Annotated in this window: 13 protein-coding genes and 1 pseudogene; all 14 read right to left on the reverse strand. The window is 33.9% G+C overall.

Features of this window, described 5'->3' with window-relative positions:
* Positions 1 to 69: 69 nt before the first annotated feature.
* Positions 70 to 1911 (reverse strand): heavy metal translocating P-type ATPase, encoded by a 1842-nt coding sequence (locus AC4PHB_RS05640; protein WP_492137644.1) that lies wholly within the window; start codon positions 1909 to 1911, stop codon positions 70 to 72.
* A gap of 15 nt (positions 1912 to 1926) precedes the next feature.
* A complete protein-coding gene (locus AC4PHB_RS05645) occupies positions 1927 to 2148 on the reverse strand; it encodes a cation transporter (RefSeq protein ID WP_079590628.1) in 222 nt (73 codons plus the stop codon).
* Positions 2149 to 2274: 126 nt separating this feature from the next.
* A complete protein-coding gene (locus AC4PHB_RS05650; RefSeq protein WP_003762650.1) occupies positions 2275 to 2643 on the reverse strand; it encodes an ArsR/SmtB family transcription factor in 369 nt (122 codons plus the stop codon).
* A gap of 864 nt (positions 2644 to 3507) precedes the next feature.
* Positions 3508 to 4308, reverse strand: a complete 801-nt coding sequence (locus tag AC4PHB_RS05655; protein ID WP_492137645.1) for a hypothetical protein — start codon at positions 4306 to 4308, stop codon at positions 3508 to 3510.
* A gap of 265 nt (positions 4309 to 4573) precedes the next feature.
* Complete coding sequence (gene qatD, locus AC4PHB_RS05660) at positions 4574 to 5305, reverse strand: Qat anti-phage system TatD family nuclease QatD (protein WP_492137646.1); 732 nt, start codon at positions 5303 to 5305, stop codon at positions 4574 to 4576.
* Entirely contained in the window at positions 5302 to 6585 is a 1284-nt protein-coding gene (gene qatC, locus AC4PHB_RS05665; protein WP_492137647.1) for a Qat anti-phage system QueC-like protein QatC, read from the reverse strand. The genes qatD and qatC overlap by 4 nt, the downstream gene beginning before the upstream one ends.
* Positions 6582 to 7349: a Qat anti-phage system associated protein QatB gene (locus AC4PHB_RS05670; protein WP_492137648.1), complete on the reverse strand. Its 768-nt coding sequence runs from the start codon at positions 7347 to 7349 to the stop codon at positions 6582 to 6584. The genes qatC and AC4PHB_RS05670 overlap by 4 nt, the downstream gene beginning before the upstream one ends.
* 12 nt (positions 7350 to 7361) lie before the next feature.
* Positions 7362 to 9176: a KAP family P-loop NTPase fold protein gene (locus tag AC4PHB_RS05675; RefSeq protein WP_492137649.1), complete on the reverse strand. Its 1815-nt coding sequence runs from the start codon at positions 9174 to 9176 to the stop codon at positions 7362 to 7364.
* A gap of 298 nt (positions 9177 to 9474) precedes the next feature.
* Complete coding sequence (locus AC4PHB_RS05680; RefSeq protein ID WP_492137783.1) at positions 9475 to 9948, reverse strand: hypothetical protein; 474 nt, start codon at positions 9946 to 9948, stop codon at positions 9475 to 9477.
* A gap of 48 nt (positions 9949 to 9996) precedes the next feature.
* Positions 9997 to 10143, reverse strand: a pseudogene (locus AC4PHB_RS05685) (recombinase zinc ribbon domain-containing protein); the annotation flags it as partial.
* A 109-nt stretch (positions 10144 to 10252) separates the two neighbouring features.
* Positions 10253 to 11269 carry a tyrosine-type recombinase/integrase gene (locus tag AC4PHB_RS05690; protein WP_492137650.1) on the reverse strand — a complete coding sequence of 339 codons (1017 nt, stop codon included), beginning with the start codon at positions 11267 to 11269 and terminating at the stop codon, positions 10253 to 10255.
* Entirely contained in the window at positions 11256 to 12254 is a 999-nt protein-coding gene (locus tag AC4PHB_RS05695; protein ID WP_202708544.1) for a tyrosine-type recombinase/integrase, read from the reverse strand. Before AC4PHB_RS05695 ends, AC4PHB_RS05690 begins: the two co-directional genes overlap by 14 nt.
* Positions 12241 to 13473, reverse strand: a complete 1233-nt coding sequence (locus tag AC4PHB_RS05700; RefSeq protein ID WP_202708543.1) for a site-specific integrase — start codon at positions 13471 to 13473, stop codon at positions 12241 to 12243. The genes AC4PHB_RS05695 and AC4PHB_RS05700 overlap by 14 nt, the downstream gene beginning before the upstream one ends.
* A gap of 110 nt (positions 13474 to 13583) precedes the next feature.
* Complete coding sequence (locus AC4PHB_RS05705; protein ID WP_492137651.1) at positions 13584 to 15134, reverse strand: antirestriction protein ArdA; 1551 nt, start codon at positions 15132 to 15134, stop codon at positions 13584 to 13586.
* Between the last annotated feature and the right edge of the window lie 539 nt (positions 15135 to 15673).

The following is a 15673-nucleotide window of genomic DNA, read 5'->3' on the forward strand; positions in this document are numbered from 1 at the left end:
TTTGTAGCTGATTATACCCGATAAATATGCTGTTAAATTGATTTTTTTTATAGTTCAGTTATATAACCATTATAGATTTTTAACATTCAAGGCTCTAAAAGCATTTAATACTGCAATGATAGTTACACCTACATCTGCAAATATAGCTGCCCACATAGTAGTTATTCCAAAAGCACTCAAAATAAGAACAATTATTTTTATTCCAATTGCAAATACTGTGTTTTGAGATGCAATTTTTAGTGTTTTTTTAGAAATTTTAATTGCGGTAGCTATTTTTGATGGTTCATCGGTCATAATTACAATATCAGCAGCTTCAATGGCAGCGTCAGAACCTAAACCACCCATTGCTATTCCGATATCTGCACGGGCTAATACAGGTGCATCATTGATTCCGTCACCAACGAAAGCAAGTTTACCCTTTTTAGATTTTTGCGAAAATAATTCTTCTAGTTTCTCAACTTTGTCTGCTGGCAATAGTTCTGCGTAAACTTTATCAAGACCAAGTTCTTTTGCAACTTTTAAACCAACATTTTTATTATCACCTGTCAACATAACAGTTTGTTTAATATTTGCTGCCTTAAGTTCCGTTATTGCCTGTGCTGAATCTGGCTTTACTTCATCAGCAATAACAATGTAACCAGCATATTGGTTATCAACTGCAACATGTACGACAGTTCCAATCAACTCTCCTTCGAAGTATGCAATGTTCTCCTTTTTCATGAGTTTAATATTGCCTGCCATAACCTTTTTTCCATCCACTGTTGCAATAACTCCATGCCCTGATATCTCTTCTACATCTGAAATACGTCCATTGTCAATTTCCTTACCATAGGCTTGTTTTAAGGAACTGGAAATTGGATGGTTTGAGTAACTTTCAGCGTATGCAGTTAACTCTAATAACTCTTCTCTAGAAACTCCTTTTGGATGAACCTCCTGTACATTAAATACACCTTTCGTTAATGTTCCAGTTTTATCAAAAACAATAATTTCAGTTTCTGCTAATGCCTCTAAATAATTACTACCTTTGACTAAAATACCCTTTCTAGATGCTCCACCTATTCCACCGAAGAAACTTAAAGGAATAGAGACTACAAGAGCACATGGACAAGAAACTACTAAGAATGCTAATGCTCTGTATATCCAGTCGCTAAAGGTTGCTCCCTCTATAACAAGGGGTGGAATAATAGCAATGAAAACTGCAAGAATTACAACAATTGGAGTATAGTATCTTGCAAATTTCGTAATGAATTGTTCTGATTGGGATTTTTTACTACTTGCATTTTCAACTAAATCAAGAATCTTACTTACAGTAGATTCTCCATATTCTTTAGTAACTTCTGCAGTAATAACTCCATTAATATTAATGCATCCACTTAAAATTTCATGTCCCACTTCTACCTCACGTGGAACAGACTCACCTGTAAGTGCTGATGTATCAACCATTGAATTTCCCTCAATTACCTTACCATCAAGCGGAACTCTCTCCCCTGGTTTTATTACAATAATATCACCAATTTTTACTTCATCAGGGTCAATTTTTATAACTTCATCGCCCCTTTTAACATTTGCATAATCTGGTCGTATGTCCATAGCATCTGCAATTGACCTTCTTGACTTATCAACTGCGTAACTTTGGAATAGCTCTCCAACTTGATAAAACAGCATAACTGCAATACCTTCTGGATACTCACCTATTAAAAATGCTCCAATTGTGGCGACGCTCATTAAAAAATTCTCATCAAAAACTTTACCTCTAAGAATATTTGTAACAGCTCTTTTTACAATATCTCCACCTGCAATAATATAACTGATTACAAACATAGCAATCTGCAACCATTCAATATTATTAATTAGCAGTGCTACAATAAATACTAATGCAGCAATAATTATTCTCCATAAACGTTTTTTCATGCTACCTCAACTCCTTTAGGCCTTTTTCATGATAACATGTGATTCAATATCTTTAACTATTTTTTCTGCTTCTTGTATAATTGTAGGCATTTTTTCATCTTCGCCTTCAATAACAAGTTTTTGCGTCATAAAGTTTACAGTGGCTTCCTTCACACCATCAAGCTCATTAATAGCCCTCTCCATTTTTGCTGCACAATTTCCACACTCTAAACCTTCAAGTTTAAATCTCTTTTTCATTTTAAGTCCTCCTAAATATCATTTATAATTTTATTTTGCATACTACAAGTCTTTTAAATTTACTTGAAGCATTGCTCATCTAATATGAATACTAATCTTCAAAAAACATTCTATTCTACCGTATTGCTACTTTTCGTTGATATGAATTAGACCTTGATCAAATATTTCTCTTACATGATCATCAACTAAGGAATAATATACTACTTTGCCTTCTTTTCTGTTTTTCACTAAATTAGCTTGCTTTAAAACTCTCAGCTGATGGGAAATTGCTGATTGTGTCATGTTAAGTAATACAGCGATATCACAAACACACATTTCAGCTTCATGTAAAGCCCATAATATCCTGATTCGTGTTGAATCTCCAAATACTTTAAATAATTCTGCTAGATCATAAAGGATTTCTTCTTGAGGCATTTTATCTCTAACTTGATTTACAATATCCTCATGAATTACATTGCAGTCACATCTTTCAATTGAATTAAATTTTTCAGTCATATTATCACCTCTTTTTAAATCATTTCATCTGAATGCTTGAGCAGGTATTCATACGTTGTGTATTTATTATATTATCTTTTTTCTCATGTGTCAATAGTTATATGAGCATTTATTCAAGTGTTTTTTATATTATTTGAAATATCTCAAAACCATCTATTACGACTTTAGTACCATAAAAGGGTGATTTAAATACAAACTTTTTTAAAAAACACAATTATTGTAGGTTCTATAATAGTTTGAAATAAAATTTCAAACTATTAAAAAACTATAGTGGTAGCTGTTTCAAAACAACTACCACTACATTAGATTATATAGAATTCTTATCATCCCAGAGGATTTTTTCTCCATCTTTCTGAGCCATCAATTTTTCCACCTTTATAATGTCAGCACTCTTTTTACCCTATGTCATCTATAAATCCCCCAAAAACAGGGGACAAAAAACAGTGTTTTTCCGCTCTTTTTTTGCTCCAAAACCGTCCTTAAACCACTATATGTTGTGGTCAACCCCTACTTTTTCCCCCTGAACCACAATACGTCATCAGAATTATACTCTCAACGTGCCTTGTTGCTGTGATTCTGATGACCATCGGGCCTGGTACCCCCTTGGCGTCAGGGTATATTTTCAATAATTCCGGCGCTCAACACTTGTTTTTTACAGAATAGTTGTGCTAATTGCAACATGGCAACTCTTGTTTTTGATGCTTGATTTAACAAAGATAAAAGCTGCCAACAATAAAACCCTCAGAGCACTGAAGGTTTTAGTCTTAGCAGTTTTTAACAAGAATTGATTCCTTCGTCCTGCTTAGCATTTTTCTTTATCAGTTGAAATTTGCATTAGTATAGTCTTTTCTTCTATTTCTTATTTTAATTAATATATTTAGTAATTGGAACTGTTTTTCCGCTAACAATAAGGTTTCCTTGACTGAAAGCCGACAGAACTTGATATGAGCCCTCATCCAAAAGGTTTCTGTTCTTTTCTTCAAGCATAAGACTAATCTGGTTCATGACCTCTTTTGTGCCTAATTCCTCCAACTGTTTCTTCAATACCTCAAGCTTGTCTGGTTCTGTTCCATCGTCGAAAACTATGGCATTAGTTAGTATTCTTATGCAAGTTGCTGTGACAAGAACACTCTTTTGCAAAATAGCTATAACTTGCTGTATCTCTTCTTGGCTATGAAACTCTTTATCAAAATTTTGATTTTTAACCTTTTCCACTTCAACTGATGTAATTGATTTATTCTCTTCTGCTTTCTGTAATATTGTGATTGCTTTAATTTCTTTACCAACAAGTCCATCTTTTATGCCTTCAAAATAAACCTTATTGTTTTCTACAAATTTCTTAATTGTATGTTTTGCTGATGGTATTCCCTTATCAGAAATGTAACATAATAGTTTATCAGACCCTAATTCTAACCAATATCGTATAGTTGGGGCAACTACCTCGTCTAAAATAATCTGTACATATGGATCCATTTCTCTTGATGTTCGGCTTAATATAATTTCATCTATATCAACCTCTTCAATATCAACGGGACCGTTCAAATTGTTATTTTCACCAAACTGGATAGCAGCCTTCCTCCCATCCTCGTTCACTTTTGTATTAATATGACTATCTTGTTTTTTATAGACCCTGTACAACTTTCCATCAGATTCCTTTTTACTCATATTCCCACCTCAAATCCAGATTGATTTCTTATTTTGCATTCTTACAATTTTCCTCGATATCGAACATTGCCTTAAAATCATTGAAATTATATGGGTAAGAATTATCCCTATCAAAATGGACCCTATTGTGTCCGTTATCATACTCAATTCCAATTTCCCATTGTATCTCGTCTAAAACTACGTACGCCTTAAAGATTTTCTTTCAAATACTCTTCACAATACCTTTCTGGGCTTATCATCATATGGGGCACGCCTTATAGTATTACTATTTAAGAATTCTGTTAAAATTATTTTTTATAACTTTAGAAATATCTTCTAATGACAGATTTCTTGTTTTAGCTAGATAAGAATATATTTCATCTACAAAAAATAAATCATATCTATCTTTTAAACCATACGTAAATGGAGCATCACTCTCTATCAGTATTTTATCTACTGGAATAGTATCAATTATCCTCTTGCCAGAACTGCTACGAACCATTTGTTGGTTTATAGAAAAATAATAGCCTCTTTCAAGTGCATTCTTTAGTTCTCCAATTGATCCGGAATACCAATGTAAAATAACAGCCCCTTGAAAGCCTTTCAAGACATCCATTACTTCTTTCTGCGCTTTTCTTGAATGAATGCTAAGAATTTTATTTTTATGCTCGCTACAAATCTGAATAATATCTGAAAATATTTTTACCTGACTTTTTCTGTTATTCAAATCAGGTGTTGAAAAATCCAATCCTATTTCCCCTATATATCTTGTTTTATCAACATTTTTGATAAAAATGGATAACTGATCCTGATATTCACAAGCAAGCTCTGGGTGAAATCCGAGCGCCAGCTTCATATACTTATACTGTTGATAGTCTGGATAATACTTTTCAAATAGGACTGGTAGGTTAGTAACAGCTATTGTATATGATCTCATGCATTCAATATAATCCGCTACAGCCTTTCTATCTCTATATAAGTCAAAATGCATATGTGCATCCATGGAAAAGGAAATCATTCTATGTCCTCCAAATATTCCATGATCTCTTTCATTCCCCTAATGTATAGCTGTGTGAATTGGTCGATATTTTCCGTAATAGCTCCAGATTTCTGAATAGTCATAAATGCATACTTAGGATTGAATTTCTCAATTCCCATTCTATATGAGTTTAAATTCATTTTTGCAGTTTCACCACTAACAAATCTATTATCTCGATAAGAACTTTCGTCATGAAAACCTGACTTTTTGATTGCTGCCTGTCTGATTACACACGGCAAGCAATAGCCACAATGCCTTGCCTGAGTTTCTTTTAACATTCTGCCGTTATCTGGATGTGAGCATGACATTGTGTTATCTAAGTTGTTTTGTAAAAAGTCTTGATTCATGCAATTTAATAACATCTCACCTTTTGTATGGAATTGATATGGATTCTTTAATGTTATAAAAATTCCTAAATTATTTAATAGTTTTTGAAAAAGCTTTAAATAATATGGATGCGTAGTTCTCGTACTGCTGGTGCCAAATCTTGAAAATGTGAGCGGAATATTCAATGATATCAAACCATTTTCGGGAATTAACAAATCTATCGGTTTTCCTAAAGAAGAGGCAACAGTAATAGCATGTGCAAAGAACATAAACGAGCGTGTTCTTGTTGTATCCTCCACTCCATTTACTACTTTTGCATAATATTTATGAAAATCCCGTGTTTCTATACCATATTTTTTAATGATTCTTTCTTTTAATATGTCTTGGTATTCTTTTGTTCCTTTTCCACCACCATAATGGCTAATGAATAGATTATTACCATGACTATTTTCCAAAAGATCAACCGCTCCTACAAAAGAATCCAAACCACCTGAAAACATACAAACTCGATCATAATTCTTTGCTATTTTTTTAGACTTTTCCATTCTTTCTTTATGGTTAATCTCTCTTGCTGTAAGTTCTCTCTTTCTAAAATGAAATGTCCAGTAATCACCACTTAAAAAACTAATCATTTTTTCGAGTAATCCACAATTTAACTCCCATTTTTCAAATTCCAATACGGGGATATATAGTTCCATCTTTCTGCTCCAGCCATCTATCGAATTACTACGCAATACTATTCGATCAGCTGCAAAGACTGCTAAAGAGATATATAGCAAATCAATAGATTCCAATCCATACCACTGCGGCATTTTATTTTTATTGTTCCAGAAGGTAAAGGAGAAACTACTGTCATTTGCAAAGTTTATCATAACATCTTGATTTTCCGGGATAAATTCATCGTCATTATCTGTTCTAAAATTTATAATCATAATGTACCCTCCAATACTTCAAGGCATTTACCATAAAGTTCTGTAATGGATGCGCGAACATCCTGATTTATAATATCCCCTTTTTTCCCAAACTCAACTCTCACAGTACTAAATATATACCCTTTGAATTCTTTTTCCAGAGATTGAGTTTGCTTAGAATCATCTATATATTTTTCAAATCTACTTCCCAAATCTTTCATCATCAATGCCCATATATATGCTCCAACATATTCGTATAGAGCCTCATTCATTAAATTGAGTGGCATCTTATCTAAGCATTCTAAATCCATCTTATTATTCTCAACATAATCATATACTTTTGACAACGCTTCTTCTGCAGCTTCTTTTGCAACAATATCTTCTTTTGTATTAGAAGCCGGAGCAAGTACATTTATTAACTGAGAAAATATATCTTCTACACTTCTGCCTGAGAATTCTATTCCCAGATTTCTAAATGTTGTAGCAAATCCATCGGTTCGGATACCATTGAAGAATGTCCCTAATCCACTACCCGTACGAATGCCAGAAGTTGATTGAGCTGCCATCCTATGGGAACCACCAGATGCCTTAATATACTGTTTTGCAATATGGCTTGCGGAACCCCTATGACCGCCACTATTAATAAACTTTGACATATCCGATTTTACAGTCTTCCATTTCACTGGAGCATTTTGAATAATATCACTTTTCTGTTCTCCATCGTAGTCATCTGGCAACAATGGATTTCTATCATTTTTACCATGATATATACTTGAAGTTCCCATACACTTCCCCCCTTATTTTAATTCTTTAAACACAGCCTTTAACCTGTCGTTGTCTATAATCCAAGCATCTGCAATCTCTTTCATTTCTAAAACTTTATGGGACTTTTGGGCAAAAGCAACAAGCATTGGTGCAAATCCCATCGTAATCTGACTTCCTTTAAGCGATTTAAGATGTGCAAATGTTTCTGCATACAAGCTTTCTCTTGAACCTCCCCAAGCAATAAAGGCATCAAATTTAACTTTATCTATACTGGTGTCTGCAATTATAGAATTAAATACTGCTTCCAAAATTTTCGCCGCCTCACTGTCACCAATCGTATTGGCTTTACTAATAGCATTCTTCAATTGTAAGTCAGACTTAGAAATTAACTTATCAAAGATATCTTGTGCTGTCGGAGACAATTTTGAACTCATATATTTTACTTTTTCATCAAGTGATGTTCTGGTAAAATAAAAATATAATGTTAAATCTTCATTAGCTAATTTAGGTTCTATTTTACACCAGTTTTGTACCCAAACATCATCCTTCCAAATTTTAAGAGCTTCTAACTCTTCTGACTTTTCTTCTTCAAATATAGATAACTCTTTAGATAGAATGCCAGCAGCGGACAATTCAGCAATAGACTTAAATAAGCTTGGCTTTATGTATTCTAACATCATGATTTTTGCCAACACTTTACGATCCAGGGTTTTGTGCTTATATTTAGCCATCTTAATACGCATATCGAGGGAATTCAAAAATCTTTTGCATTGTCGTGGGTTTCCACTTAATCCCTTGGACAATACACTCGCAAGCTGTTTTGCAACAATCATACCTTCTGTAGCTTTTAATTTTAATTCCTCTTCTTCAACAACTCCATCAATAACTTTTTTTAGAGAAAACTGTGTAAAATCTTCAAGTCTGTCATTATTAATTTTTTCTATTATGGTATTAAATATTTCATTTGGTAGCTCTTCTTGGAAAAGTAAACATGCAATATAAATTTCGACTTCATCTTCATTCAATTTTGGTATTCTGATCGGATATTGAATTAGTTTTTCAAGATATTCTTTACCAATACTAATCTGACTGCCTTCAATTTCTTTATACTTACTATTTACGGCATAAGAAATGTGACGTTCATCTGCCCCAATGACAAAGGCTACTTTCCCATGAAACATAAATAGTTTCATAGCTTCCAAAGTATCCAAAATCGTATTAGGATTGCACCTATCTAATTCATCAATGAATACAACCAGCCTTGAAATTTTTGTAGCCTCTAGTAATTTTTCAAATTCCTGTTGAAACTTACGAATATCCTCACGCAATTCTTTGTTATTTAATTCATCATTAATTGCTGCTTTAATTTCATCAAAATCAATATCATCTGCTTGATCTGATATCTGCTTTACTACAGAATTAATTGTTATATCAGCAAGAGTTCCTAAACCACCTGTAAGCAGTAAATCTGCCCCTACTTTAACCCCTTTTCTTACAAGTTTAAATTTATCAACACTATCATATAAACCTTTTAAGATGTTTTTTGCCTTTGAAGACATTCTTTTTTGCTTTGCTATCTCATCTAAAATAGAACCTAAAATTGCAGACTTAGCATCGTCATAGCTTTCAAAAAGCCATCCATTAAACACAAGGCATTTAATTTTTTCATCTTCCTCTTCAAGTCTTTTCTTACACATATACATAAGACTTGATTTACCACTTCCCCAATCCCCATAGACGCCTATACTGGCAGGAAGTAAATTATCATCAGTAATGGTATGTTTTAAAACATTAATTAAATAATCATAATCTAAAAAATCAAGCTCTGTTTCACTATCCTTCCACATAAAAACACTCTCCTATAACCTCTCTTTATACGGATAAGTTTGTTTACATATTTCAATCTTAATATCCACAATTACTTTTCCTAAGTCTTTAGTGAATATATCTTTTTACACTACCCTATATTAATCATAACACAATAAATACCATTTTTCGATGTATTATTTGTAAAGAAAAAACTACTAACAGTAAAACCCTCAGCGGACCGAGGATTTTAGTCTTAGTAGTTTTCAGCAGGAGTGGGAACCCCACCCCTGCCTAATTCTACACACCGGAGCATCCATTAAGGCCTTCATCATCGTATTAATCTTCATAAAACTCAATCTCTTGTTCCATAATGATGCCATATTTAAAGTGAATTTCAATTTTGGATTCATTTATTACCTTGATTCTAAGTATCAAGCGTCTGATTAAATCCTCATCAAACTCTCCGACCCTGCAGCTTACCCTGCCAAGGCAAGAGTCCATTCCATCCACCCTTTGCTCATAATCATCGGCCAACTTCTGTTCCCTTGCCTGCTTTAATTTTTTCATCTTAAGGGATTGTATTTCTTCTGCAATTTTTCTATACTGCTCATCAAAATCTTCATTGACGGCTCTTTGCTTTGCATTTTCTTCGATTAAGTTAAGGAGCTGCTTTTGCAGTTTGTTAATTTCCTCATCAAACTCTGTTTTTATGTTTTTTGTTGTGTAGTTACCGATCACCCGGATCACATTCTCCCTGAATGCTCCTACAAGCTCCCTTTGATTTTCAACTACACTATCCACAGCCTTCATAATTGCTTCCTGTAGGGGTTTTTCTTTCAAGGTGGCGGAATGCTTGCATTTTTTTGTTCCATTTAATAATCTGCTTTCACATCGCCACACGGGAGTAAGATTTCCATTCCTTGACCAGGTCTGCCTGCGATAAGGGTGGGAGCATTCTCCGCAGACAAGAATGTCTGAGAGTACATATTTAGAAATATGTGACATGTCACATATAGATGGCTATGTCTCTAGAAATAATATGGGACAAAGTGATATAGAAATGCTGTAAATGCACATACCTTCCATAAACTTCGTCCCATATTTAAAAATAGAATTAAACTAATTTTGATAACTTTTCCATCAAATCACTATCATCATTCCAATCTGAAAGTGTGGATGCAGTAATTTCGGGATATGCTTTTTCAAGGGCGTCTCGCTTTCGCTCTGTATCAATTTTGGCATAAATCTCTGTCGTAGAAATATCAACATGACCTAATATATCTCTAATATAAATCAGATCAATTCCTGCCTGATATAAATGCATTGCCTTTGAATGCCTGAAAATATGTGGGGTAATTTTAAAATCTGAAAGATGTATTGAAGATTCAATAGCACGATTTTCATATTTTTTAATAATATAGGAAATCCCCTTTCTTGTATATGGGGCATGATGGCAATTTATGAATAAGGGTATATTTACATTCTTTGTATCCACATATCCTAAGTCTGATAGATATTGTTTTAATAATAAAACTGTATTTTTCATTATTGGAACATGTCTTGTTTTTTCTCCCTTTCCAGTTAGAGTGATAATTGAAGGTGATTCAAGGCGAATATCTCTAATCTTAAGATTACATAGTTCACTAACCCTCGCTCCTGTATCATATAATACGGTCAATATTACAAGTTCTTTTCTTTCAGATAGAATTGAAGGGTTGGGAAGTGCTAATAAGGATTTCATTTCTTCTGGTGTTAAATATCCAACTACTGTTTTAGGGGTCCTTTTTTGTGGAATAGCAAGTATCTTCTGGCATAAAAATAGATGCTCGGGTACTTCAATTTGTAAATACCCGAAAAATGAATTTATGGCTGTCCTTCTATGGTTTCTTGAAGTAATACTGCAGCCTCTAGATTTTTCAAGCCAGTCATAATATTCTTTTAGGACTTCTGGTGATATTTTTGAAAGTGTTAATCTTTCAGGTACAATGTTTTTTTCTTCTTTGCAAAAGATTAGGAATAACTTAAATGCATCCCGATAACTTTTGATAGTATTGATACTTGCATTTCTTTGGCCAGACATATATGTTGTTAGAAAGTTGGTTAGATGGTAAGAAAAATCAGAAGCCTTCATATTCTGCACCTCCATAAGATGGTATAATATCCGGATAAGTCTTCTCTAAAGTCTCCCCTATCATTGGATATATTTCAGCTGTAATCTTTAGATAATAGGCTGTGTACCTAAATAATGTATGACCCATATATGCCTTTAAATAAGGATAACAAGTATTTAGATCCCTTCCTTCCAGTACCCAATTTCTAAGGCAATGAACAGCAAAAGTATGCCTAAAATCATGGATTCGTATTTGATGGTTTTTACCACCATGGGAAATTTCTGCATTTCTTAAAAATCTACGAAAGTTACCATAAATATTCATATATTTAATAGGATCATCTGTTTTAGAGGGGAAAAAGTATTTATGATGCTTGTTGCAATGGACTAATTCATAATATTTTTTAATTCTTTCATGAATATCCTTTGACAGGGGAACAAGTCTTTCACCATCATTTTTTGAATCCATAATCTTTAGTATACCACTTTCTAAATCAACATTATCAGTTAATAAATTAGTTGCTTCCGAAACTCTAAGACCACAGGAATATAATAATCTGAAAAATACTGGCATTATTAAATGTCTGTTTGGATTTTGGGGAGTAATATGACAATTATCTGTAACATTAAAGAACCTAATAAGTTCCTCTCTACTGTATATATGGGGTGTATATCCTTTCTCTGGAGGCAAAGTTTTAGTTGGAAATATATAGGCCTTTTCACCCTTGTCACACTGGTATTTTGCCAGATGGCTTATAGGGGTCATATTTAATCGTAAGGTTTTGGGAGTTAGATGTTTATCAACACCTAGCTTATACCATGCCATTACTATATCCTTAGATAAAATATCTTTGTTTTTAAAGTTCTCATAGCAGAAATTATCAAATGATTTTAAAACTATTGAGGGACTATAGTATATATTACCTAGCCCATGTTTCAATTTGATAAAAGCCTCAATATCACTTGCAAATCCACTTATAAATGTGAAGTCATTAAAATTTGCCATCTTGACCTACCTCCAAATTACTAACTTCAAGAGAGCAATCTCTAAGTCGGTTGATATCTACATTTAGATATACTGATGTAGAATCCAATGAAGCATGACCTAATATCCCAGATATATCACTTAAAGATATACTTTCTTCCATAAGAGTAGTTGCCAGGGAATGTCTAAGAGAATGCATACCATTTCTTTTTTTTGCACTTATAGGGAGTTTTGCTCTTATCATATACTTTTCTATGGTCTTAAAAAGATGGTTCCTTTCAGAAAGTTCAGTATAGGGTGGTAGATGTCTTAAAAACAAATAAGGGTTATCTACCTGTGGTCTGGCATTTTGAACATAATCGATAATTGCCCAGCCCACATCTCTTAAAAGGGGTAGTGTAAGAGGTTCGCCGGTTTTTGATTGAATAATAACTATTTGATTTTCCCTCCAGTGTAAATTTTCAAATTTCAATTTTTTGACATCACTACTTCTGAGCCCAAGCCTAGCTACAAGTAAAATCATAGCATAATCTCTTTTTTCATTTGGATTATTTTGATCTATTGCATTTAATAATTGTTCTACTTCATTTTTTGTCCAAAAAGATGGTAACTTTTGATGATAGGTTCCTCTTACACTACCAATATATTTTGATAAATCCTCATTTGTAAAACCCTCTAAATATAGGTATCGTAAAAATAGTCTTACTGAACCTGTCTTGTGTTTAATGGTGGCTTTTTTAAATTCTGCTAGAGTTTCAATGTATTTAAACATTATCTCTGCTGACCACATGTCCATGTCTAAGTATTCATTATCTTCTAAAAACCTCATAAAACCTACAATGTTGCTTAGATATCCTTCAATAGTACGACTAGAATACTCTCCTTCTAGCAGATATTTACCATAAGAATTTAAAATTTCAATATATTGAGGATTAGTCAATTTTGTTAAGGGGGTATAGCATCTTAATGGGATTTCACCGTATTTGTTATAATGATCTAAAATTAAAATCGCTCTTTTAATAAAATTTGTACTGCGTTTCTTAAGGCCCTCTTTACTGATTCTAATTTCAAGATACTCCATTGCAAGCTCGGGACTAAATTCATAAATATTTTGACTTTCAAAATATTTAATCATGCCATTCCAGAAGTATCTGAAATTGTCCCTTGTTAATTTACTGTAACCTGAATCCTCAAGTTCACCTAGAACTTCACCAGTTAATTCATCTAATTTCTTTTTCATAAAAACCTCCAAAATATTTAGTAGCTTTAAAAAGCCCTAGCTATATTTTAAAGGAAATAGATCTATTTACGAAAATAATATGGGAGGTAGTTTATGATAAATTTGTGCATTTACAGCATTTCCATAACTCTTGGTCCCATATTATTTCTAGGGACATAGCCGTCAGAGCATTGACCCTCGATAGCTTCCTTAATTTTTATAAGCTCTCCTTGATTTAAGGGTGCATTAAGAGTAAGAACTGCAACTCCCATCAGCTCTCCATCAATTACTTCTACATCAAACAGATACTTTTGTACTTTTGCATTCACCGTATCGGGCTCATCATAGTAATCCATCATGCCACGCTTTTCATCATCCAAACGATGATTTATAATAGCAGTTCTTATTTCATCTTCATAGGAACTTAGTTCTTCAGAATACACATCTATTTCATAATCTACCTGATAAAGATCCCCATAGTCATTTTCATCCTGATAGGTAACAGCCCTAAGAGGCATATACAGTTTAAGCTCCTGCGGTTCGTGCAGCTCTTTAATTTTAAGCCCGATATTTTTATTCAAAATTCCCTGCATTTCCAGGTCATATCCGTGGTAAAGTAGATAACCTTTAGAAGTAAATGCCCCGGTTTCACGGCTGATTTTGTCCTGCCCATAGGATTTAAAGTCGATGTAGTCCTCCAAATTTTCGTCATATTCAAAGCGGCCGCTTTCGCAAATCATATATTTGCCGTATTGCTCCGGAGTGTGGATATCGGGAAAACTTTCAAACTCATACATACAGCCTGCCAGCGTTTTAAGTTCCTCTGCTTTAGTGATTTTTACAAAGGCTGCAAGTTCAGATAAAGATATAACCTCACGCTGTCCCATCTCCTTAAAAATTTTGGCAATTTGGTTGAGGGCATATAGGTCTGACTGATCTTTAACTGCCATATCTGCAAGGTTATCAGGGATATTGTGTTCTTCTACCTGCCAGTGGATTTCTTCAAGACTCTTTGCGCCTAATCGCTCTAAAGCCTTGTTCATCTCACTCTGCTCCATAGGCAGATAAAGATATTCGCTACGATTTTGAGCACTCAGAAGCAGTGTAATAGGAGTATTCTCATATTGGTAATAGGGAAAGTTTCTGCCGTCATAGGTCTGTACAATCTCATTGCTGTTTCTATACACCACTCCATATGGTGTTATCACAGGATTAGGGTTTTCTGCAATCATGCTTTCAAAGTATTTTCGTCCGTCAAGGCTCTCTAATTCCTCTGTGCTGACTGCCATTTGCTCCGTTAGGTATATCTGCCTGCCTACGGCATTTAAGTCGCTAAAATCGGCTACAAGGCTGTAACAATGGGTATTAAAACTGAGGTTAATAAGCTCCGTCATTGTTTCAGCTTTTTCGGCATAAGCAGCTGCATAAAAGGTTGCAAGCTCCTTTTGATCGAAGCTGTCCAATCGCTTCATCAGGAAGTTTAACTCATCAAGATTTACTGTTTTATCAGAGAGCAGGGTCGACAACCTTTCATTGTTATGGACGCTGCCGATTTTAATCTCTGTTTTTGTAGTATTGGCGACACCAAGACTGTCGCATAAAATCTGCAGTTCTTTTTCCTTACTGGGAAAAGCAAGGTTTTGATAATTGTTTTCATGCATACATTGAATCATTGCTCGCATAATCTTTTCCTCCTTTGATTGATTTTTTGCATATCGGTTCTTAGGCAATCTCCTTCACGGCTATAACATATAAAGCCGTGGGATGCATAAGTGCAATCACCACAGCTTTTAAATGGACCAACAAGACGAGGGGGCGGATCAGGTTTTCCGGTACTCGTAAGGCATTCAGAATCGTAACAGGCAAATTTTCTATTTCGTTTGTATTTTACAAGCATATCGTGTCCTTTCTGAAAACAAAAAAGCCGGAGAATCTGGGCGCAATAACGCACTTTAATTCTCCGGCAATAAATGTTTTTCTACAGTTATTTTATTTTATAATTCCTTTTATAATAAAATGATTTTGCATCATTTTGAGAGCTATATCTGAAAAATCACCTTCTGCATCAGTATTTTTCGCTGAAAAAGGGGGCTAAAATCATGCATTTTTAACCTCTTCTTTGTTCCAAAACCCACTAAATACAGTGGTCAAACTATATTTATCACTTTACTAATCACAACCCTGCATCAGAACATGCACTTAACGTGGCTCTTCTAGATTT

Source organism: Gudongella sp. QWL-04, from assembly GCF_058683975.1.

Bases quoted from the DNA above. Each gene is read 5' to 3' on its own strand.
- qatD (WP_492137646.1), bottom strand. From the start codon at position 5,305: ATGATTTCCTTTTCCATGGATGCACATATGCATTTTGACTTATATAGA.
- AC4PHB_RS05655 (WP_492137645.1), bottom strand. From the start codon at position 4,308: ATGAGTAAAAAGGAATCTGATGGAAAGTTGTACAGGGTCTATAAAAAA.
- AC4PHB_RS05705 (WP_492137651.1), bottom strand. From the start codon at position 15,134: ATGCGAGCAATGATTCAATGTATGCATGAAAACAATTATCAAAACCTT.
- AC4PHB_RS05695 (WP_202708544.1), bottom strand. From the start codon at position 12,254: ATGGCAAATTTTAATGACTTCACATTTATAAGTGGATTTGCAAGTGAT.
- AC4PHB_RS05675 (WP_492137649.1), bottom strand. From the start codon at position 9,176: ATGTGGAAGGATAGTGAAACAGAGCTTGATTTTTTAGATTATGATTAT.
- AC4PHB_RS05700 (WP_202708543.1), bottom strand. From the start codon at position 13,473: ATGAAAAAGAAATTAGATGAATTAACTGGTGAAGTTCTAGGTGAACTT.
- AC4PHB_RS05640 (WP_492137644.1), bottom strand. From the start codon at position 1,911: ATGAAAAAACGTTTATGGAGAATAATTATTGCTGCATTAGTATTTATT.
- AC4PHB_RS05690 (WP_492137650.1), bottom strand. From the start codon at position 11,269: ATGAAGGCTTCTGATTTTTCTTACCATCTAACCAACTTTCTAACAACA.
- AC4PHB_RS05650 (WP_003762650.1), bottom strand. From the start codon at position 2,643: ATGACTGAAAAATTTAATTCAATTGAAAGATGTGACTGCAATGTAATT.
- qatC (WP_492137647.1), bottom strand. From the start codon at position 6,585: ATGATTATAAATTTTAGAACAGATAATGACGATGAATTTATCCCGGAA.
- AC4PHB_RS05645 (WP_079590628.1), bottom strand. From the start codon at position 2,148: ATGAAAAAGAGATTTAAACTTGAAGGTTTAGAGTGTGGAAATTGTGCA.
- AC4PHB_RS05670 (WP_492137648.1), bottom strand. From the start codon at position 7,349: ATGGGAACTTCAAGTATATATCATGGTAAAAATGATAGAAATCCATTG.
- AC4PHB_RS05680 (WP_492137783.1), bottom strand. From the start codon at position 9,948: ATGAAGGCTGTGGATAGTGTAGTTGAAAATCAAAGGGAGCTTGTAGGA.